15 protein-coding genes and 4 tRNA genes are annotated in these 20168 nt (G+C 70.4%); 12 read left to right on the top strand and 7 right to left on the bottom strand.

What is annotated here, in order from left to right; genetic code table 11:
• Positions 1-95: 95 nt before the first annotated feature.
• Positions 96-4016, bottom strand: coding sequence for an ATP-dependent RNA helicase HrpA (hrpA, locus tag ABZ441_RS26265; protein WP_358978500.1), 3921 nt, complete (start codon positions 4014-4016; stop codon positions 96-98).
• Between the two features lie 228 nt (positions 4017-4244).
• On the opposite strand from hrpA, the gene ABZ441_RS26270 reads away from it, so the two are divergent.
• Positions 4245-5024: a thioredoxin domain-containing protein gene (locus ABZ441_RS26270; RefSeq protein ID WP_358978502.1), complete on the top strand. Its 780-nt coding sequence runs from the start codon at positions 4245-4247 to the stop codon at positions 5022-5024.
• A complete protein-coding gene (locus ABZ441_RS26275; protein WP_358978504.1) occupies positions 5021-5848 on the top strand; it encodes a cytochrome c biogenesis CcdA family protein in 828 nt (275 codons plus the stop codon). Before ABZ441_RS26270 ends, ABZ441_RS26275 begins: the two co-directional genes overlap by 4 nt.
• A 51-nt stretch (positions 5849-5899) precedes the next feature.
• Here the strand turns inward: ABZ441_RS26275 and ABZ441_RS26280 are convergent.
• The 4 genes from ABZ441_RS26280 to ABZ441_RS26295 all read right to left on the bottom strand — a co-directional run bounded on the left by ABZ441_RS26280 (position 5900) and on the right by ABZ441_RS26295 (position 7878).
• Positions 5900-5976: transfer RNA gene (locus ABZ441_RS26280), tRNA-Phe, on the bottom strand.
• A gap of 22 nt (positions 5977-5998) precedes the next feature.
• Positions 5999-6073: transfer RNA gene (locus tag ABZ441_RS26285), tRNA-Asp, on the bottom strand.
• A gap of 38 nt (positions 6074-6111) precedes the next feature.
• Positions 6112-6184 (bottom strand) — tRNA-Glu (locus ABZ441_RS26290).
• A gap of 176 nt (positions 6185-6360) precedes the next feature.
• Positions 6361-7878 (bottom strand): metallophosphoesterase, encoded by a 1518-nt coding sequence (locus tag ABZ441_RS26295; RefSeq protein WP_358978506.1) that lies wholly within the window; start codon positions 7876-7878, stop codon positions 6361-6363.
• A gap of 136 nt (positions 7879-8014) precedes the next feature.
• Between ABZ441_RS26295 and ABZ441_RS26300 the strand changes: the two genes are divergently transcribed.
• The 7 genes from ABZ441_RS26300 to ABZ441_RS26330 all read left to right on the top strand — a co-directional run bounded on the left by ABZ441_RS26300 (position 8015) and on the right by ABZ441_RS26330 (position 14282).
• Positions 8015-8368: a metallopeptidase family protein gene (locus ABZ441_RS26300; RefSeq protein ID WP_015578045.1), complete on the top strand. Its 354-nt coding sequence runs from the start codon at positions 8015-8017 to the stop codon at positions 8366-8368.
• A complete protein-coding gene (locus ABZ441_RS26305; RefSeq protein ID WP_358978509.1) occupies positions 8365-8862 on the top strand; it encodes a CrcB family protein in 498 nt (165 codons plus the stop codon). Before ABZ441_RS26300 ends, ABZ441_RS26305 begins: the two co-directional genes overlap by 4 nt.
• Positions 8859-9227, top strand: a complete 369-nt coding sequence (locus ABZ441_RS26310) for a CrcB family protein (RefSeq protein ID WP_358978511.1) — start codon at positions 8859-8861, stop codon at positions 9225-9227. Before ABZ441_RS26305 ends, ABZ441_RS26310 begins: the two co-directional genes overlap by 4 nt.
• Before the next feature lie 136 nt (positions 9228-9363).
• Positions 9364-9924, top strand: a complete 561-nt coding sequence (locus ABZ441_RS26315; RefSeq protein WP_358978513.1) for a hypothetical protein — start codon at positions 9364-9366, stop codon at positions 9922-9924.
• 239 nt (positions 9925-10163) lie between these two features.
• Positions 10164-12458 (top strand): DEAD/DEAH box helicase, encoded by a 2295-nt coding sequence (locus ABZ441_RS26320; RefSeq protein WP_358978515.1) that lies wholly within the window; start codon positions 10164-10166, stop codon positions 12456-12458.
• A 103-nt stretch (positions 12459-12561) separates the two neighbouring features.
• Complete coding sequence (locus ABZ441_RS26325) at positions 12562-14118, top strand: amino acid permease (protein ID WP_358978517.1); 1557 nt, start codon at positions 12562-12564, stop codon at positions 14116-14118.
• Positions 14119-14208: 90 nt separating this feature from the next.
• Positions 14209-14282 (top strand) — tRNA-Lys (locus ABZ441_RS26330).
• Between the two features lie 535 nt (positions 14283-14817).
• On the opposite strand, the gene ABZ441_RS26335 is transcribed toward ABZ441_RS26330, so the two are convergent.
• Entirely contained in the window at positions 14818-15144 is a 327-nt protein-coding gene (locus tag ABZ441_RS26335; protein WP_358978519.1) for a hypothetical protein, read from the bottom strand.
• A gap of 215 nt (positions 15145-15359) precedes the next feature.
• Between ABZ441_RS26335 and ABZ441_RS26340 the strand changes: the two genes are divergently transcribed.
• Positions 15360-15995 carry a maleylpyruvate isomerase family mycothiol-dependent enzyme gene (locus ABZ441_RS26340; RefSeq protein ID WP_358978558.1) on the top strand — a complete coding sequence of 212 codons (636 nt, stop codon included), beginning with the start codon at positions 15360-15362 and terminating at the stop codon, positions 15993-15995.
• Positions 15996-16131: 136 nt separating this feature from the next.
• Here ABZ441_RS26340 and ABZ441_RS26345 read toward each other — a convergent pair whose 3' ends face one another.
• Positions 16132-16587 (bottom strand): MarR family transcriptional regulator, encoded by a 456-nt coding sequence (locus tag ABZ441_RS26345; RefSeq protein ID WP_358978521.1) that lies wholly within the window; start codon positions 16585-16587, stop codon positions 16132-16134.
• 211 nt (positions 16588-16798) lie between these two features.
• Between ABZ441_RS26345 and ABZ441_RS26350 the strand changes: the two genes are divergently transcribed.
• Both ABZ441_RS26350 and ABZ441_RS26355 read left to right on the top strand, forming a co-directional pair.
• Positions 16799-18253, top strand: a complete 1455-nt coding sequence (locus ABZ441_RS26350; protein WP_358978524.1) for an MFS transporter — start codon at positions 16799-16801, stop codon at positions 18251-18253.
• A 474-nt stretch (positions 18254-18727) separates the two neighbouring features.
• Positions 18728-20068 (top strand): sugar ABC transporter substrate-binding protein, encoded by a 1341-nt coding sequence (locus ABZ441_RS26355; RefSeq protein WP_358978526.1) that lies wholly within the window; start codon positions 18728-18730, stop codon positions 20066-20068.
• The last annotated feature ends 100 nt before the right edge of the window (positions 20069-20168 follow it).

Here is a 20168-nt window from a genome sequence, read left to right on the forward strand (position 1 = left end):
CGGCCTGCTGCGAAGACAGACTGTACAGGAGGTCCGAGTGCCAGGTCGAACTCACTCACCGTGCGGGTGCCATTACGGCGCCGTGCGGGGCGGGTTCAGGGAGCTGCTGCGTCGATGGCCTTCACGATCCGCTTGTCCGAGACGGGCTGGGCGGTGCCGAGCGCGTGCGCGAAGTAGCTCACGCGCAGCTCCTCGATCATCCAGCTGATGTCCAGGACCTCCTGGGGCACGGGCCGCCCCTGGGGGAGCTGTTCGAGCAGCCAGGCGTACTCGTCCTGCATCTCGTGGACCTTCTCCATGCGCGTGGTGTCGCGCTGGACGTTCGTCGGCATCTGCTGGAGCCGGCGGTCCTCGGCGACCAGGTAGCGCATCAGGTCGGGCAGCCTGCGCAGCCCGGTCGCGGTGACGAACCCCGACGGCACGAGGCGGGCCAGGTGGTCCCGTACGTCCGTCACGTTGTTGATCAGGACCAGGCTGTTCGTCGACTTCAGCCGTCGCTCGCAGGCCTGCCAGGCGGCCAGGATCTGCTGAACCTGGCCAATCGTGCGCACGGTGAGGTCCACGAGGTCGGCGCGGACCTTGTCGTACAGCTTCCGGAACGACGCCTCGTCCCACGCGGGGCCCCCGTGTGCGGCGATGAGGCGGTCGGCCGCGGCCGTCGCGCAGTCGTCGAACAGCGCCTGGATGGAGCCGTGCGGATTGCGGGACAGCGCGAGCTTCTGCTGGTTGGTGAGCTTGTCCGAGGCGAACTTGGCCGGGTTCACCGGGATGTTCAGCAGGATCAGCCGCCGGGTCCCCCGCCACATCGCCTGCTGCTGTTCGGCCTCCGTGTCGAAGAGCCGTACGGCGACGGTCGCGCCCTGGTCGACGAGGGCCGGGTAGGCCTTCACCGGCTGCCCGGCCCTCCGGGTCTCGAAGATCCGGTCGAGGGTGCCGATCGTCCAGTCCGTGAGGCCCGAACGCTCGATGGACTCACCCGAGGGGCCCGCGGTGGCCGCCGCGGCCTTGGAGAGGGCCTGACGGGCCTTCGGGCGCAGTTGTAGCTTCAGCGCCTCCAGGTCCTTGTCCTCCGCGACCTTGCGGCGCCGTTCGTCGGTGATCCGGAAGGTGATCTTCAGATGGTCGGCGATCCGCGACTGGTCGAAGTCGTCCGCCGTGACCGGGACGCCGACCATGCGCTGGAGCTCGCGGGCGAGCGTCAGGGGCAGCGGCTCCTGGAGCGGGACAGCCCGGTCCAGGAACTTGGTGGCGTAGTCCGGGGCCGGGACGTAGTGCCGGCGGATGGGCTTCGGCAGCGATCGGATGAGCTCGGTGACCACCTCTTCGCGGAGTCCCGGGATCTGCCAGTCGAAGCCCTCCGAGGTGACCTGGTTGAGCACCTGGAGCGGGATGTGGACGGTGACACCGTCGGCGTCCGCTCCGGGCTCGAACTGGTAGGTCACCCGGAATTTGAGCTTCCCCTGCCGCCACGAGTCCGGGTAGTCGTCCTTGGTGACGGCCCCGGCCTTCTCGTTGATGAGCATCGAGCGTTCGAAGTCGAGCGCGTCCGGCTCGTCGCGGCGCTTGTGCTTCCACCAGGAGTCGAAATGGGCGCCGGAGACGATGTGCTCGGGGATCCGCTGATCGTAGAAGTCGAAGAGCGTCTCGTCGTCCACGAGGATGTCGCGGCGTCGGGCACGGTGCTCCAACTCCTCGACCTCGCCCAGCAGTTTGCGGTTGTCGTTGAAGAACTGGTGGTGTGTGCGCCAGTCCCCCTCGACCAGGGCGTTGCGGATGAACAGATCGCGGGACGCCTCCTGGTCGATGCGGCCGAAATTGATCTTGCGCTGGGCGACGATGGGTACCCCGTAGAGCGTGACCCGTTCGTAGGCCATCACCGCGGCCTGGTCCTTCTCCCAGTGCGGCTCGCTGTAGGTGCGCTTCAGGAGGTGCTGGGCGAGTGGCTCGATCCACTCCGGCTCGACCTTCGCGTTGACCCGCGCCCACAGGCGGGACGTCTCGACCAGCTCGGCCGACATCACGAAGCGCGGCTGCTTCTTGAACAGCGCGGAGCCCGGGAAGATCGCGAACTTGGCGCTGCGGGCGCCCACGTACTCGTTCTTCTCGGTGTCCTTCAGACCGATGTGCGACAGGAGCCCGGCGAGCAGGGAGGTGTGAACCGACTGCTCGGGAGCATCGGTGTCCTTGACCTCGATGCCCATCTGCTTGGCGACGCTGCGCAGCTGCGCGTAGATGTCCTGCCACTCGCGGATCCGCAGGAAGTTGAGGTACTCCTGCTTGCACATCCGGCGGAAGCTGGAGGAGCCGCGCTCCTTCTGCTGCTCCCGGATGTAGCGCCACAGGTTCAGGAACGCCAGGAAGTCCGACGTCTCGTCCTTGAAGCGGGCGTGGTTCTGGTCGGCCTGCGTCTGCTTCTCCGAGGGCCGCTCGCGCGGGTCCTGGATGGAGAGTGCCGCCGCGATGACCATGACCTCGCGGGCGCAGCCGTTGCGTTCGGCCTCGATGACCATGCGGGCCAGGCGCGGGTCGACGGGCAGCTGGGAGAGCTTGCGGCCCAGCGGGGTGAGGCGCTTCTTCGGGTCCTTCTCCGCCGGGTCGAGGGCGCCGAGCTCCTGGAGCAGTTGGACGCCGTCGCGGATGTTGCGGTGGTCCGGCGGGTCGATGAAGGGGAACTTCTCGATGTCGCCGAGGCCGGCCGCGGTCATCTGGAGGATGACGGAGGCGAGGTTGGTCCGCAGGATCTCCGGGTCGGTGAACTCGGGGCGGGTCAGGAAGTCGTCCTCGGAGTACAGCCGGATGCAGATGCCGTCCGACGTACGGCCGCAGCGGCCCTTGCGCTGGTTGGCGCTGGCCTGCGAGACCCGCTCGATCGGCAGCCGCTGGACCTTGGTGCGGTGGCTGTAGCGGGAGATGCGTGCGTTGCCCGGGTCGATGACGTACTTGATGCCGGGGACGGTCAGCGAGGTCTCGGCGACGTTCGTGGCGAGGACGATGCGGCGTCCGGTGTGACGCTGGAACACGCGGTGCTGCTCGGCGTGCGAGAGGCGCGCGTAGAGGGGGAGCACCTCGGTGTGTCTGAGGTTGCGCTTGTTCAGGGCGTCCGCCGTGTCGCGGATCTCCCGCTCCCCGGAGAGGAAGACCAGGACGTCGCCCGGGGCCTCGTGGTCCAGCTCGTCCACCGCGTCGCAGATCGCGGTGATCTGATCCCGGTCGGAGTCGTCGCCGCCCTCCTCGAGGAGCGGACGGTAGCGGACCTCCACCGGATACGTACGCCCGCTGACCTCCACGACGGGCGCCTCGCCGAAGTGCTGGGCGAAGCGCTCCGGGTCGATGGTCGCCGAGGTGATGACGATCTTCAGGTCGGGGCGCTTGGGCAGGAGCCTGGCCAGGTAGCCCAGCAGGAAGTCGATGTTCAGCGACCGCTCGTGGGCCTCGTCGATGATGATCGTGTCGTAGGCGAGGAGCTCGCGGTCCGTCTGGATCTCTGCCAGCAGGATGCCGTCCGTCATCAGCTTCACGAAGGTCGCGTCCGGGTTCACCTGGTCGGTGAAGCGCACCTTCCAGCCGACGGCTTCGCCGAGCGGGGTCCTCAGCTCGTCCGCGACGCGCTCCGCGACGGTGCGGGCCGCGATCCGGCGGGGCTGGGTGTGCCCGATCATGCCCCGGACGCCACGACCCAGCTCCATACAGATCTTCGGGATCTGTGTGGTCTTGCCCGAGCCGGTCTCACCGGCGACGATCACGACCTGGTGGTCGCGTATCGCCTCCAGGATCTCGTCCTTCTTCTGGCTGACCGGAAGCTGCTCCGGGTACGAGAGGGCGGGCATCCGCGCGGCGCGTCCCGCGAGCCGTTCGGATGCCTTTCCGGCCTCGGCGGAGATCTCGTCCAGCACGGACTGGCGGGCCTCGGGCTTGCGGATGCGGCGGGCACCCTCGAGACGACGGCCGAGCCGGTGCGCGTCGCGGAGCGAGAGCTGCCCGAGCTGGGACTGGAGATCGGCGAAGGAAGTAGACATACGGACCCCAGGATCTCACCCGGGCGTGAGGAGTGGCGAACCTATTTCGTCCGGGCCGCGTCACACCCGCTCCCCGGGTGCCTCGGCGGCCGCCCCGGTGACCGAGCGGGAACGAGCGGTCACAGCACGTACCATTCCGGGCAACTGATGACCCGTTGCCCGTACACGGCGGATCCCGCTCGTACTCCCGCGGATCCCGCTCGTCCCCGCACTCGCACGGAGCGCCGAATGCCCCCGCCCCCTCGCCCGTCGCCGTTCGCGAAGAAGCCGTCCTCCGCGAGGAAGCCGGTGCTTCTCGGCCTCGTCGTCGCTCTCGCCGCCGGGCTGCTCGGATTCGTCTCCTACCGGGCGACCGCCCCGGACGGAGACGGATCCGGCACACCGGCCTCCGCCACGACCGCCGGAGCGGACTCCGACGTCTACAGGGAGCTGGCGGAACTCGCCCGCCGTGACGCCGGCGACAAGCTGGCGCAGGGCCGCACCGACGCCCCCGTCGTCCTCATCGAATACGCCGACTTCCAGTGCGGATACTGCGGGAAGTTCGCCCGGGACACCGAACCCGAACTGATCAGGAGGTACGTCGCCGACGGCACCCTGCGCATCGAGTGGCGCAACTTCCCGATCTTCGGCGAGACGTCCGAGGCAGCTGCCCGCGCCTCCTGGGCGGCAGGACGGCAGGACCGCTTCTGGCCCTTCCACCGGGCCGCCTACGCGAAGGACGCCAAGGAGAAGGGCTTCGGCAAGGACCGCCTCAGGGCCCTCGCCCGGCAGGCCGGCGTGAAGGATCTCGACCGCTTCGCGCGGGACACGGAGAGCGCGGCGGCGAGCGAAGCGGTCCGCGAGGACCGGGAACAGGCCTACGGGATCGGGGCCACGTCCACCCCGTCCTTCCTCATCAACGGCCGTCCCCTGGCCGGAGCCCAGCCCATGGCCGTGTTCACCCAGGCCATCGAGGCCGCGGCGGCGGAGGAAGCGAATGTCAAAAGCGCCGGGAAACCCGCCGAGTGACCCCGGACATCGGCTACTTCGCCGCCCTGCTCGGTGGGCTGCTGGCCCTCGTCAGCCCGTGCAGTGCGTTGCTGCTCCCCGCCTTCTTCGCGTACTCGGTCGACTCCGCCTCACGGCTCCTGGCGCGCACGGGCATCTTCTACGCCGGTCTCGCCACGACCCTCGTCCCGCTCGGAGCCGCGGGCTCCTACGCCGGCCGGCTCTTCTACGGGCACCGTGACGCGCTCGTCCTCGGTGCGGGCTGGCTGATCATCGGGCTCGGCCTCGCACAGATCGTGGGACTGGGCTTCGTCTCCCGCCGGATCGCCGCCCTCAGCGGCCGTATCCGCCCCACGACCGCCCTCTCCGTCTACGCCCTGGGCGCGGTCTACGGGCTGGCGGGCTTCTGCGCCGGCCCGATCCTCGGCAGCGTCCTCACGGTGGCCGCCGTCAGTGGCAGCCCCGTCTACGGCGGAGTGCTGCTGGCCGTCTACGCGCTGGGCATGGCCGTCCCGCTGTTCGTGCTCGCCGTGCTCTGGGAGCGCTTCGACCTCGGCCACCGGGCCTGGCTGCGCGGCAGGCCGCTGCGCGCCGGCCGCTTCGAGCTGCACAGCACCTCGCTGCTCTCCGGGCTCTTCTTCATCGGGCTGGGAGTGCTCTTCCTCGTGTACGACGGGGCGACCGCGCTGCCCGGACTCCTGGGCGTGGAGGACTCGTTCGCCGTCGAGCAGTGGGCCCGGCGGCTCGGCGAAAGGGTGCCGGACGCGGCGGCGCTGACAGCGCTGGTGGCGGTGGTGCTGCTCGGGCTGGCCGTGCAGGCGGTGCGGCGCCGGCGGGACGGCTGACGGGCGGTGGCCCCAACGGCGAAAGCCCCGTCCGGGGACGGGGCTTTCGGGTGGTGGCTGGGGCCGGGATCGAACCGGCGACCTATCGCTTTTCAGGCGATCGCTCGTACCAACTGAGCTACCCAGCCACGCAGCTCATACGGGCTGCAGCGGTCCTGACGGGATTTGAACCCGCGGCCTCCACCTTGACAGGGTGGCGAGCACTCCAAACTGCTCCACAGGACCAAGCTGTTGTGCGACTAAGTGTCGCACAGGGTGGTGCGTGCCCCCAACGGGATTCGAACCCGTGCTACCGCCTTGAAAGGGCGGCGTCCTGGGCCACTAGACGATGAGGGCAAAACAGCTACTGTTGCTGCTTCTGCGTCTGTCGCCCCAGGGGGACGTGAGAAGCATGTGACTCCGCTTCCCCTCAAGAGGTTCCGCTTCTTCCTCTACCACTGGTGGTAGAGGAACGGTCAAGCCATGACCGGCGCCCTTGGGCACGACGCAGACTCTACTACGGCGTTTCGGTGTCAGCCAAACCGATTGGGCGAGGGGGACGCCGCGGGTTTGTTTTCCTCCGGCAGATGGCGGCTGACCTCGGCCGTCGTGAGGCCGAGACCGCCGAGGGTGATCTCGTCCCAGGCCTGCAGGTGCCGGGTGGGCCGGTCCAGGTAGAGGACCGAGGCGCGCACCTTCTCGGGCTTCTGGTTCTGCACGGCGCGCAGTCCGCCGCCGCCCGTGGAGCCCTCGACCTTCAGCCGTGTACCCAGCGGCAGCAGTTCGTTCACCCGGTGGTGCACATGACCCGCCAGGACCAGCGGAACCGTTCCGTCGGTCTTCCGTGCCGCGTCCGGGTCGTGCGCCACCGCGATGTCCACCGGGGTTCCCGCCCGCTCCTGGTCGCGCAGTGCCGAGGCGAGGCGCGTCCCCGCGAGCTGCTCGGAGGCCTTGCCGCCGGTGGGGCGCGAGCGGTCCGGGGTGAACTGGGGGTCCCCGGTGCCGGCGATCCTCAGCCCGGCCACGTCCACCGCGTCGCCCTCGTCGAGGACGTGCACGTTCTTCGTCTTCTCCAGATGGGCCTGGGTCTGCTTCGAGTCGTGGTTGCCCCTGACCCACACATAGGGCGCCCCGAGATCGCGGACGGGGTCCAGGAATCCGTTCTCCGCGGCGGTGCCGTGGTCCATCGTGTCGCCCGAGTCGATGATCACGTCGATCTCGTACTGCTCGACCAGTGAGCTGATGATGTGCCAGGCGGCGGGGTTGAGATGGATGTCCGAGACGTGCAGGACCCGGATGGTTCCCGGGTCCGGCTGGTACACGGGCAGCGTGGACGTGGCGTCGTACAACTTGGTGACGTTGGTGACGAGTCGGGCCAGTTCCTGCTGGTAGACGTCGAACTCGGTGACGATCGAGCGGGCGTCGCCGACGACCGACGGGGCGCTGGAGAGCAGCCCGGAGAATTTCGGCTCCAGGACGGACTTCGGGTTCCACGTCGCGTACGCGCTGACGCCCGAGGCGGCCAGCAGTGCCAGGGCGAGGCCTCCGGCGGCCAGGGCGCGGCGCGGGCGCCGGTAGACGACGAGGCCGAGCGCGGTGGCGCCGGAGACCACGGCCACGCAGGAACGGACGGCGAGCTCCCGGGTGCCGGAGGCGACGTCGGCGGTGACCTCCTCCTGCAGGCCGGAGAGGCGCTCGGGGTGCTTGACCAGGGCCTGCGAGCGCTCCGGGTCCAGTTGGTCCACGTCCACGTCCAGGCGGACCGGTGCACGGTGGGAGTCCAGCTCCAGCGCTCCGAGCGGTGACACGTTGATCTTGGTGCCGCCGCTCACCGACGGCCGCAGGGTCATGGTGGTGTCCATGGGGCCCACCGGCGTGCGCACGCTGCCGACGACCAGCAGGCCGAGCCAGGCTCCCAGCACGACCACGGCGAGCAGGCCGAGCGCGCGTTTCCAGGGGTGCGTGGCGGGGGCGATCCCGCCGGCGGGGGCGGTGGCGCTCGGGCGGAGGCGGCGGACACGGGCTGCTGCGGCGTGGAACGGGCGTGCCATTGGGCCCGTATGCCCCGATCGGGTGCCGGGCATGCGGACGGGTCACGGACGTGTGGGCCGGGCGGGTGGCCGCGGGGAGTGCGCCCGGGCGCCCGCTCCCCGCCCGTCGCGCTCCCCGGTACGTGACAATGGCCGTGTGCTGGAGATGACGCGCGAGGAGTTCGAAGAGCTGGTGAGCCTGGCCCTTGACCGGGTCCCGCCGGAACTGATGCGGCTGATGGACAACGTCGCGGTGTTCGTGGAGGAGGAGCCCGAGGATCCGGAGGACAGGGAGCTGCTGGGCCTCTACGAGGGCACGCCGCTCACCGAGCGCGGCGAGTGGTACGCGGGGGTGCTGCCGGACCGGATCACCATCTACCGGGGGCCGACGCTCCGGATGTGCGAGACCCGTGAGGACGTGGTCGCCGAGACGGAGATCACCGTGGTCCACGAGATCGCCCACCACTTCGGCATCGACGACGAGCGGCTGCACGAGCTGGGGTACGGGTGAGCACCCAGGAGCCCTGGCCGGCCCGGCCCGCCGTCGACCCGGACGTCGATCTCTCCGTACCGGCGCAGCGCGCCGAGACCGCGGGCTCGGGCCGGTGGCGGGTCCTGGGGGTGATCGCCGCGGGCGGCGCCCTGGGGGCCACGGCGCGGTACGCGGCGTCCTTGGCCTGGCCGGCCGCCGAGGGGGCCTTCCCCTGGTCCGTCTTCGGGGTCAATGTGACGGGCTGTGCCCTGATCGGGGTGCTGATGGTGCTGCTCGCGGAACGGGACGGGGCCGCGCATCCGCTGGTGCGCCCGTTCCTGGGGGTCGGGGTGCTCGGCGGGTTCACCACGTTCTCGACGTACGCCGCCGACGTGTCGAAGCTGCTGGTGCGTCAGGAGGTGGCGACGGCCGTCGCCTACGCGGCCGCGACGGCCGTCGCGGCGCTCGGCGCCGTGTGGGCGGCGGCCGTGTCCACCCGGGCCCTGCTGGACGGGCGGGGGCGGACGTCGTGACCTGGCTGCTGGTCGCGCTCGGGGGCGCCGTCGGGGCGCCGCTGCGCTATCTGACGGACCGTGCGGTGCAGGCCCGGCACGGCGCTGGGCTCCCTTACGTCTTCCCGTGGGGGACCTTCACGGTCAACGCGGCGGGCAGCCTGCTGCTCGGGGTGCTCACAGGAGCCACGATGTCCTCCCCCGTCCACGCCCTTCTCGGTACGGGCCTGTGCGGGGCGCTGACGACGTACTCGACGTTCTCGTACGAGACCCTGCGGCTGGCCGAGACGGGCCGGGGCTTCCTGGCGGGGGCCAATGTGCTGGCGTCCCTGCTGGTGGGGCTCGGGGCGGTGTTCCTGGGGGCGGAGCTGGCGGGGGGCTTCTGAGGCTCCGTGCGGTGGCGTCCCGTCGGGCGGCGCGTGTGCGGGTGTTGTGTCCGGGCGTGTCCCCGGTGGGGGCAGGGGAGTTGGACACATCGCTCTCCCGTCCCGCTGTCTCTCCCCTCCCCGGAGGTGCCACCCCGTGCGCCAGTTGTCCGCCCGCGTCCGCCGGGCCGCCGTCACCGCGCTGACGATCGCCGCGTCCACAGGCTGTGTGAGCGTCGGAGACGACGCCGGGGAGCCCTCGCCCTCGAGGTCGGCCGACCGGAAGGGCACAGCGGTCATGCCGGACGGTGGCACCGTGTCCGGAACCGGCGGATCAGGCTCCGGCGGCGGTGGCCGTGCCGAGACGCAGACCGACCGGGGCGCCTCCCGCGAGCCGGACGCCAAGTCCTCCGGCCGTGCCCCCTCGGCGGGTCCCGAGGGCACCCGGCCGGTGCCCGGCGGTCCCGGCAGCCCGGAACCGACCCGGGGTGGTCCACTGCCCACCGCGGAGCCGAGTGCCCCCGGTCCGGGTGAGCCGCCGGCTCCGCCGGTCACCCCCGAGGAGCCCCCGCCCTCGCCCGATCCGGAACCCTTGCCGCCGTCGGATCCGCCCTCCGCGTCGCCTGCGGCCCAGTTGCGTACGCACGCGACGGGCGTCCCGGAACGCGCCGGGAGGCGGCCCACCCCCCGGGCGTCACCGCAGGTCGCGCCGGTGTGAGTCGGTCGTGGCCGACCCCGGTTTGCGCGAATGGGGGGAGGGTGCGTATGGTAGTAGATCGTTTGATCCTATGCCCGGCGCCGACACAGAAGAGCGCCGTGTGGCGCGTACTCTCCCTTGCCGTGGCTGGACCGCATTGAGGCGGTCGAAATTGCGAAAACACGGAGTTACGGGCGCGTGCCGAGACTCCGGAAGGTTTCGCATTTCGCATGTCAATTTCCAGTTCTGACCACACCGTCATGCCCGAGAACGACGTCGAGAACAGCGACGTGGTCCAGGCCGCCGAGGCCGTGGTGGCCCAGGCTCCCGAGGCAGCCGACGAGACACCCGCCGCGGAGACCCCGGTCGCCGAGAGCCCCGTCGAGGAGATCTCCGTCGCGGAGGTCGCCGAGGAGGCCGTCTCCGAGGAGGCCGTCTCCGAGGAGACCGCCGAGGACGCCGAGCCCAGCATCACGTTCGCCTCGCTCGGGCTGCCCGAGGGCATCGTCCGCAAGCTCGCGCAGAACGGTGTGACGGCTCCCTTCCCGATCCAGGCCGCGACCATCCCGGACGCCCTGGCCGGCAAGGACATCCTCGGCCGTGGCCGTACCGGCTCGGGCAAGACGCTCTCCTTCGGTCTGCCGACCCTGGCCGCGCTGGCCGGTGGGCACACCGAGAAGAAGAAGCCCCGCGCGATCATCCTCACGCCGACCCGTGAGCTCGCGATGCAGGTCGCGGACGCGCTGCAGCCCTACGGCGACGTGCTCGGCCTGAAGATGAAGGTCGTCTGCGGCGGTACGTCGATGGGCAACCAGATCTACGCGCTGGAGCGCGGTGTCGACGTCCTCGTCGCCACCCCGGGCCGACTGCGCGACATCATCAACCGTGGCGCCTGCTCCCTGGCCAACGTCCAGGTCGCGGTTCTCGACGAGGCCGACCAGATGTCGGACCTGGGCTTCCTGCCCGAGGTCACCGAGCTGCTCGACCAGATCCCCGGCGGCGGCCAGCGCATGCTCTTCTCCGCCACCATGGAGAACGAGATCGGCACGCTCGTCAAGCGCTACCTGACCAACCCGGTCACCCACGAGGTCGACAGCGCCCAGGGCAACGTCTCGACCATGTCGCACCACGTCCTCGTCGTGAAGCCGAAGGACAAGGCGCCCGTCACGGCTGCGATCGCCGCCCGCAAGGGCCGCACGATCATCTTCGTCCGCACCCAGCTGGGCGCCGACCGCATCGCCGAGCAGCTCATCGAGTCCGGCGTGAAGGCCGACGCTCTGCACGGCGGCATGACGCAGGGGGCCCGTACCCGCGTCCTCGAGGACTTCAAGAAGGGCTACGTCAACGCCCTCGTCGCCACCGACGTCGCCGCCCGCGGCATCCACGTCGACGGCATCGACCTCGTCCTCAACGTGGACCCGGCCGGCGACCACAAGGACTACCTGCACCGCTCGGGCCGTACCGCCCGCGCCGGCAAGTCCGGTGTCGTCGTGTCGCTGGCGCTTCCGCACCAGCGTCGCCAGATCTTCCGCCTCATGGAGGACGCGGGCGTCGACGCCTCGCGCCACATCGTGCAGGGCGCGGGCGTCTTCGAGCCCGAGGTCGCCGAGATCACCGGTGCCCGTTCGCTGACCGAGGTCCAGGCCGACTCGGCGAACAACGCGGCCAAGCAGGCCGAGCGCGAGGCCGCCGACCTCACCAAGCAGCTGGAGCGCGTCCAGCGCCGTGCCGTCGAGCTGCGCGAGGAGGCCGACCGTCTGGTCGCCCGTGCCGCCCGCGAGCGGGGCGACGACCCGGAGGCGGCGGTGGCCGAGGTGGCCGCCGAGGCCGAGGCCGCGCTCGTCGCAGCCGTGTCCGTCCCCGAGCAGCCGGCCGCACGTGACGACCGGGGCAACTTCAGCCGCCGTGACGACCGCGGTGGCAACGACCGTGGCGGTTACCGCGGCGGCAACGACCGTACCGGCGAGCGCAGTGGCCGCCCCGCCGGCGGCAGCGGCTACCGCGGCAGCAACGACCGTCCGTCGTTCCGTGGCAGCAGCGACCGTCCGTCCGGTGGCTTCCGCTCCGGTGGTGGCGAGCGTCGTGACGACCGCGGCGGCGACCGTGGTGGCCGTTCGTTCGAGCGTCGTGACAACGACCGTCCGTCGTTCAACCGCGAGCGTCGTGACGACCGCCCCTCGGGCGGCTTCCGCTCCGGCGGCGACCGTCGTGACGACCGTCCGTCCGGTGGCTTCCGCTCCGGTGGTGGCGAGCGTCGTGACGACCGCGGCGGCGACCGTGGTGGCCGTTCGTTCGAGCGTCGTGACAACGACCGTCCGTCGTTCAACCGCGAGCGTCGTGACGACCGCCCCTCCGGTGGCTTCCGCTCCGGCGGCAGCGACCGTCCGTTCAACCGCGACCGTCGTGACGACCGTCCCTCGGGCGGCTTCCGCTCCGGCGGCAGCGACCGCCCGACCGGCCGCCGTGACGACCACCGCGGTGGCACCGGCACGGGTACCAGCACCGGCACCTTCGGCCGTCGTGACGACAAGCCGCGCTGGAAGCGCAACGGCTGAGTCCGGCTGACCGACTGAACGCTCCTCGGGGCCCGCACGACACTTCGCTGTCGTGCGGGCCCCGAGGCGTTTCCGGCGACCCTGCGAGGGCATCGCTGGGGACATGACAAACGACGAAGCGGTGGCCGCCGAGCCGCCACCCGACGCCCTCGAGGCACCTCCGGCCGCGTCCTTGGACGAGGAACGGCTGGCCGAACTCGGATACACCCAGGTGCTCGCCCGCCGGATGTCCGCCTTCTCCAACTACGCCGTCTCGTTCACGATCATCTCGGTGCTCTCCGGCTGCCTGACGCTGTATCTGTTCGGTATGAACACCGGCGGGCCCGCCGTCATCACGTGGGGATGGGTCGGCGTCGGGCTGATGACGCTGTTCGTCGGCCTGGCGATGGCCGAGATCTGTTCGGCGTACCCGACGTCCGCGGGTCTGTACTTCTGGGCCCACCGGCTCGCCCCGCCACGCTCGGCCGCGGCGTGGGCCTGGTTCGCCGGCTGGTTCAACGTGCTGGGCCAGGTCGCCGTCACCGCCGGCATCGACTTCGGGGCGGCGTCCTTCCTCGGGGCCTATCTGAACCTGCAGTTCGGCTTCGAGGTCACACCCGGCCGTACGATCCTGCTCTTCGCCGCGATCCTGATCCTGCACGGCCTGCTGAACACCTTCGGCGTGGGAATCGTCGCCGTCCTCAACAACGTCAGCGTGTGGTGGCACGTGGTCGGGGTCGCCGTCATCGTGGGCGCGCTCACCTTCGTGCCCGACTCGCACCGGTCGGCGTCGTACGTCTTCACCGAGTTCGTCAACAACACCGGCTGGGGCAGCGGCTTCTACGTCGTGATGATCGGCCTGCTGATGGCGCAGTACACATTCACCGGGTACGACGCCTCCGCCCACATGACGGAGGAGACCCACGACGCGGCCGTGGCGGGCCCGCGTGGCATCGTGCAGTCCATCTGGACGTCCTGGATCGCCGGCTTCGTGCTCCTGCTGGGCTTCACCTTCGCCATCCAGTCCTACGACGGCGCCCTGAACTCCCCGACGGGTGCTCCGCCCGCCCAGATCCTCCTGGACGCGCTGGGCGCCACCACGGGCAAGCTCCTGCTGCTCGTCGTGATCGGCGCGCAGCTGTTCTGCGGGATGGCGTCGGTGACCGCCAACAGCCGCATGATCTACGCCTTCTCGCGCGACGGGGCGCTGCCCTTCTCCCGCGTCTGGCACACGGTCAGCCCCCGCACCCGGACCCCTGTCGCGGCGGTCTGGCTGGCAGCGCTCGGCGCCCTGGCCCTCGGGCTCCCGTACCTGATCAACGTGACCGCGTACGCCGCCGTGACGTCCATCGCCGTCATCGGCCTCTACATCGCCTACGTCATCCCGACCCTGCTCAGGCTGCTGCGGGGCGACGACTTCGTCCGGGGCCCCTGGCACCTGGGCCGCTGGTCCCGGCCCATCGGGATCGTCGCGGTGACCTGGGTCGGTGTGATCACGGTGCTCTTCATGCTGCCCCAGGTGTCCCCGATCACCTGGGAGAGCTTCAACTACGCACCCTTGGCCGTCCTGGTGGTGCTCGGCTTCGCCGCCGTCTGGTGGCTGGTCTCGGCCCGCCACTGGTTCCTCAGGCCGGCGGACTCGGATCACAAGCGCACGAACACGTCCGAATCCTCCGACTGACCGGGCGCGCCCGGGCACGACAGGGCCCGGCACCCGATACCCGATCGGCTGCCGGGTCCGGGGAAGCTATGCTCGGGGGTGATCCATCAGGGGCCGTTAGCTCAATTGGTCAGAGCAGCGGACTTTTAATCCGTTGGTTGTGGGTTCGAGTCCCACACGGCCTACCGACCGCAGGCGGGGGGTACACCCCCTCCGAACTGGCACTGGGCGCCCCTTCCGGCTTCGGCCGGAAGGGGCGCCCGGTCGTTCGCGGCCGCGCACAGGTTTTCACGGTGAGTGGTTCCGGACTGCTGAGCGCAGCTCGGAGGTGCGCGACCGCGCGCCGGTCCCCACGGATGCGCGGTACGGATCTCGCGCCGTAGCGGTCAACCGATCGTGCGCAGTACCAGCCGCACAACGGCCATGACGCCTCGCCCGATCCACCCGAGCAGTCCCATTTCCGCAGCAAGTTCGGCGGCCTCCATGGCCGCGTCCCCCCGATCCTCCCGATCCGACGATCTGGGACGGCACCGGGAGCAGGAGCGGGGCCAACGGCGTTTCCGCGCACCGCACTTCTTACACATCGCCATGCCTTGCCCTCTCCCTGCCGCCGTCCTCAGGCACTCTCCCGTGCGCGGGGCCGAATGGCGAATTCGCTTGCGGCCTCGTTCGCGAGGGCGCACTGTCCCGGCGACCCGGCTGTCGGTCGACAGAGCTCTCTCAGGCGCCGGCGGTGGCGGTGCGCCGTGAGGTCCGGCCGAGAGCCCGGCGGTACGCGGCACCGAGCGCCAGTGCCTGGACAACGGCACCGACGGCGACGCCGGCGAACGGCAGTGCGCCGGGAAGGGTCGCGAACAGCAGGGAGGTCGGGGCGGTCACGAGGAACAGCCAGACCCCGGCGAGACTGGCGTCGACCCGCTCGACGAGAAGTGTGTCCAGCCCGACCCATACGCCGACGGCGGCCACGACAGCCAGATAGCCCAGGGCGGCCGGGTTCACCAGGTAGCGGCGAAGGGACTGGGACAGGGTGCGCGACGGGGTGGTCATTTCCAACTCCGATGTGAGGAAACCGTGTTGCTCGGCGTGACCCACGATGCCGTCGGAGCGGTGACTGCGGCATGAGTACTCATACCTATGTTCGTATAGTGATGTCCGACCGGGCCTCGGGGGCCGGGTCCCGTCATTCCCGAGGGGCTGTCCCGACAGAGCCGATGAGTTCCCCGGGCACCGCGAGTCTTCCCTTGCGGGTGCTGTGGTCGGCGATGGAGGTAGTCGTGGGAGATGTCTGGTCGATGGTCCACGCCGAGCGTGCGGCCCTCATCGCCGACCTCGAGAACCTCGACGACCGGCGGTGGGAGGAGCCGTCGCTCTGCGCGGGGTGGACCGTGCACGACGTGGTCGCTCACCTGGTCGACACCGCCCGGACGACGCGACTGGGCTTCCTGGCCGGTCTCGTCCGGGCGCGTTTCGACTTCGACGGTCAGAACACCCGCGGTGTCGAGCGTGAACGGGGCGCCTCGCCGCAGGAGACGCTTGAGCGGCTTCGGCGGGTGGCGTCGCGCAGGTCGACCCCGCCGGCGCCCCTCGACAGCCGGCTTGTCGAGGAGGTCGTCCACGGCGAGGACATCCGTCGGCCGCTGGGGCTCGCGCACTCCTACGCGAGCGAGGCTGTCGTCAGGTCACTTCGTCTGCAGGTCCGGACTCCCGCCTCCTTCGGCGGGGCGAAGGAACTCGTGTCCGGTATCCGGCTGGCGGCTGCTGACGACGACTTCGCGACCGGTGAAGGTCCGGAGGTGAGCGGGCCCGCGTTGTCCCTGCTCCTGGCCGTCTCCGGCCGGCGGGTGGCTCTGGACGACCTCTGCGGACCGGGAGTCGTGGTGCTGGCCGCGGCGGTCTGACGGCCTGCCGTTCTGCGTGATCTCGTCGTCGCGTTCGCCGATCGCCTCGCGGCCTGCGCCCGCCGGGCCTGACGCCGGTCGGCTTCCGGGCGCCCGGCCCTTCCGCAGGAGGGCGCCGCTTCCCCGTGTGCCGGGCTCAGGGCCGCGGCCAGGGGCGGCCGCCGAGGCGTTCGATGTCGGAGTTGAAGCGCCGTAGATAGCCGGCGAAGGCGGAGATGTCCTCGTCGGGCCAGTCGGCCATGACGCGTTCCAGGGAGCTGACCATGCCCTCGCGTTCCGTGTCGAGGGTCCTCGCGCCCTCCTCGGTGATGCGGAACTTGCGGGCCATGCCTCCGTCGGGGTCGGGGATGCGCTCCACGAAGCCCTCGCGCAGGACCGCGGCGGTCTGCCGGTTGAGGGTCGAGACGTCGAGGTCGAAGGCCTCGCTGAGCTCACCGACCGACATGGGGCCCTGGACGCGGATGCGGCTGAGCAGGACGTAGGCGCTGCGCTCCAGGAGGCCGTCCTTGCGGCGTCCCTTTCTGTGGGTCAGCAGGCCGTGGCGGCTGAGCAGCATCTGCTCGTACTCGACCTCTTGCGTCGCCCTGTCCATGCGCGGGCACCTCCTGCTTCCTGCCGGGCCGGGCCGGTGTGTCGTCGTGCCGTCGTGAGGGCCGTGACGGGGGCCGTGACGAGGGCCGTCCGTGCGTGGTGACTTCATCGTAAGTTTACGAGAAAGTGCATGGACCACAAGATGTGCATGATGCAATAGAAATGTACGATGCCAAAGTCTCCCATCGAACAGATAGCCGAGGACCCACGTCATGGACGCCCCCAAGCCCACAGCACGCCCAGGCGGTGTGATCACGACGCTGGCACTCGCCGGCACCGTCGCGGCGGTCATGCAGACGCTGGTGACGCCGCTCATCGCGGAGCTGCCGCGGATCCTGGACACCTCGTCCTCGAACGCGGCCTGGGTGGTCACCGTCACCCTCCTGGTCGCCGGTGTGTGCGTGCCGGTGACCGGCCGGCTCGGCGACCTCCTCGGCAAGCGCCGGATGCTGCTGGCCTGTGCGGTCCCGCTCGTCGTCGGCTCCGTCGTGTGTGCGCTGGCCTCCTCCGTGGTCCCGATGATCGTCGGGCGCGGCCTCCAGGGCATGGGCATGGGCATGGTGCCGCTGGGTATCGCGCTGCTGCGTGACGTGGTCCCCGCCGAGAAGCTCAGCGGCTCGATCGCTCTCGTCAGCGCCTCCATGGGCATCGGCGGCGCACTCGGTCTGCCGATCTCCGCCGCTGTCGCCGAATACACCAGCTGGCGCGTGCTGTTCTGGGGTTCCGCCGTCCTCGCGCTGGTGATCGCCGTACTCATCCGGGCCTTCGTCCCCGACGTCCCGGCCGGTGCCAAGGGGCAGCGCTTCGACGCTCCCGGCGCGATCGGGCTCGCCATCGGCCTGGTGTCGCTCCTGCTGGCGATCTCCAAGGGTGCCGACTGGGGCTGGGGTTCGGGCACCACGCTGGGCCTCTTCGCCGTGGCGGTCGTGGCCCTCGGCTCCTGGGGGTACTACGAGCTGCGCACCCGCGACCCGCTGGTCGACCTGCGCACCACCGCGCGCCCGCGCGTCCTGCTGACCAACGTCTCGTCGATCCTGGTCGGCGTCGGCATGTACTCCTTCATGCTGATCGCGCCGCAGCTGCTCCAGTTCCCCGAGGCCACGGGGTACGGACTCGGGCAGTCGATGCTGGCCGCGGGCCTCTGGATGGCTCCCGGCGGCGTGATGATGATGATCGTCTCGCCGCTCGGCGGGAAGCTGATCAACGCGCGCGGCCCCAAGATCGCTCTTGTCCTCGGCGCGCTCGTCATCTCCCTCGGCTACGGCATCTCCCTGTTCCTCATGGGCTCCGCCTGGGGCCTGATGGTCGTCGGCATCGTCATCAACAGCGGCGTGGGTCTCGCCTACGGCGCGATGCCCGCCCTGATCATGAGCTCGGTCCCGCTCTCGGAGACCGCGGCCGCGAACGGCTTCAACACCCTGATGCGTTCGCTGGGCACCACCATCGGCTCGGCCGTCATCGGTGTGGTGCTGGCGCAGATGACCATGAACCTCGGCGGCTACTCGCTCGCCTCCGAGGGCGGCTTCCGCGTCGGTCTGATGATCGGCTGTGGCGTCGCCCTCGTCGCCGCCGCCGTGGCCGCCTTCATCCCGGGACTCGTCCGTCCCGCCGCGGACGGCGACAGGACCGGCCCCGCCACGGCAGGCAAGGTGACGGTCGAAGCCTGACCGCGACCAACGGGCACGACCCGTGCGACACCAGCAGCGCCCCGACCGGACGGACCGGCCGGGGCGCTCCCGTGTCCGGGCGCCGGAACTTTCTCATGCACGGGCATTGACCGTGGCTGTGGGCCGACTTACGTTCTTCGCGTTGCCCTTCGTATGTCATATATGAGACGCGATATGAGAGCCGAGCGCCGTATGCAGCCAGCCCCGAGCCCTCTCCCCTGCTGCCCCGGGCGCCGCGGGAGACGCTGATCGGCCCGTTCGCCGATGAGCGGAAGGGGTCGTGTCACCCGGCCTCCGTCACGGGACGTGGCGGGGCGGGGTGGCGATCGGACAGGCAGCACCGCCCCGCCCTCCCCGGCTCCGCAGGACGCCGGACTCCCGCGCCCCCGAAGACCCCCGACCGCACGGCTTCACACGACGACGCACCCCGTTGCCCGGCGCCTGCCGGTGAGCACTCAGAGAAGAGAGCCGACCATGATCAAGTCCCGCAACAGCCGTCTCGCCGCCGCGATATCGCTGGTCTCGGCCCTGGCCCTCACCGCCACCGCCTGCGGTGACGACGGCAGCGCCTCCACCGGCGCGAAGGGCGCCGAGGGCTCCGGCACCGGGAAGATCGTTTTCTGGGACGAGAACGGCGGTGTCCGTACGGCGATCTGGAAGGAGATCATCGCCGACTTCGAGAAGGCCAACCCGGACGTCGAGGTGCAGTACGTGGGCATCGCCTCGACCGAGGCACAGTCCAAGTACGACACGGCCATCCAGGGCGGCGGTCTGCCGGACGTCGGCGGTGTGGGTGCCGCGATGGTCGCCGGGATCACCGCCCAGGACGCGCTCGAGCCGCTGGACGACCGGATCGGGTCGAGCTCACTCAAGGGCAAGCTCAACGAGGCGATGGTCGAGAACGTGAGGAGCGCCGCCGGCCGGGACGAGACGTACACGGTGCCGATCTCCGCCACCAACGGCGTCCTCTACTACCGTACGGACCTGTTCGAGAAGGCCGGACTGGGCGAGCCGAACACGTGGGACGAGTTCTACGCGGCCGCGGCGAAGCTGACGGACAAGAAGAAGAACCAGTTCGGCTACACCATCCGCGGCGGCCCGGGCTCCATCGCCCAGGCGCTGGACTCGATGTACGGGCAGTCGGGCATCGAGTCCTTCTGGGACGCAGCCGAGACGAAGACCACGGTCAACGACCCCAAGAACGTCGCGGCGCTGGAGAAGTACGTCGGTCTGTACAAGAAGGCCACCCCGGAGGCCGACCTCAACAACGACTTCACCAAGATGGTCGCGCAGTTCGACTCCGGCGGCATCGCCATGCTCAACCACAACCTGGGCTCCTACCAGGACCACGTGAGCTCGCTCGGCGTCGACAAGTTCCGAGGCATCCCGCAGCCCGAACTGGCCGACGGCACCCGGGTGATGGTCTCCAACCCGGTCTCCGGCCTCGGTCTGCTCAAGTCGTCCGAGAACAAGGCCGCGGCCTGGAAGTTCATCGAGTTCGCGGCCTCCCACGCCTCGAACTCCAAGTTCAGCGAGTCCGCGGGCCTGATCCCGGCCAACAAGGAAGCCGCCGAGGACCCCTGGCTCGACAAGGCCGAGACCACCAAGCTCGGTGCCGAGGCGCTGTTCTCCGGCAACACCAAGATCGTCCAGCTCCCCTACTACCTGCCGGACTGGAACACCCTGTCCAAGGCCGACAGCGAGTCGGGCTTCCAGAAGGTGCTGCTCGGGAAGATGAGCGCCGAGGACTTCCTGGACACGTTCGCCGAGGACCTCGACGCGGCCCAGGCGGAGTGGAAGGAACAGCAGGGCTGACGAACCGCCGGGGGCCCCGCCGGAGGGGAGGGGACCGGCGGCGCCGGTCCACGCGTCCCGGGGGCCTGACTCCGGGCGCGCCCCGACGGGCCCCCGGCGG

This window comes from Streptomyces sp. NPDC005752 (assembly GCF_040630715.1).
GTDB lineage: Bacteria > Actinomycetota > Actinomycetes > Streptomycetales > Streptomycetaceae > Streptomyces.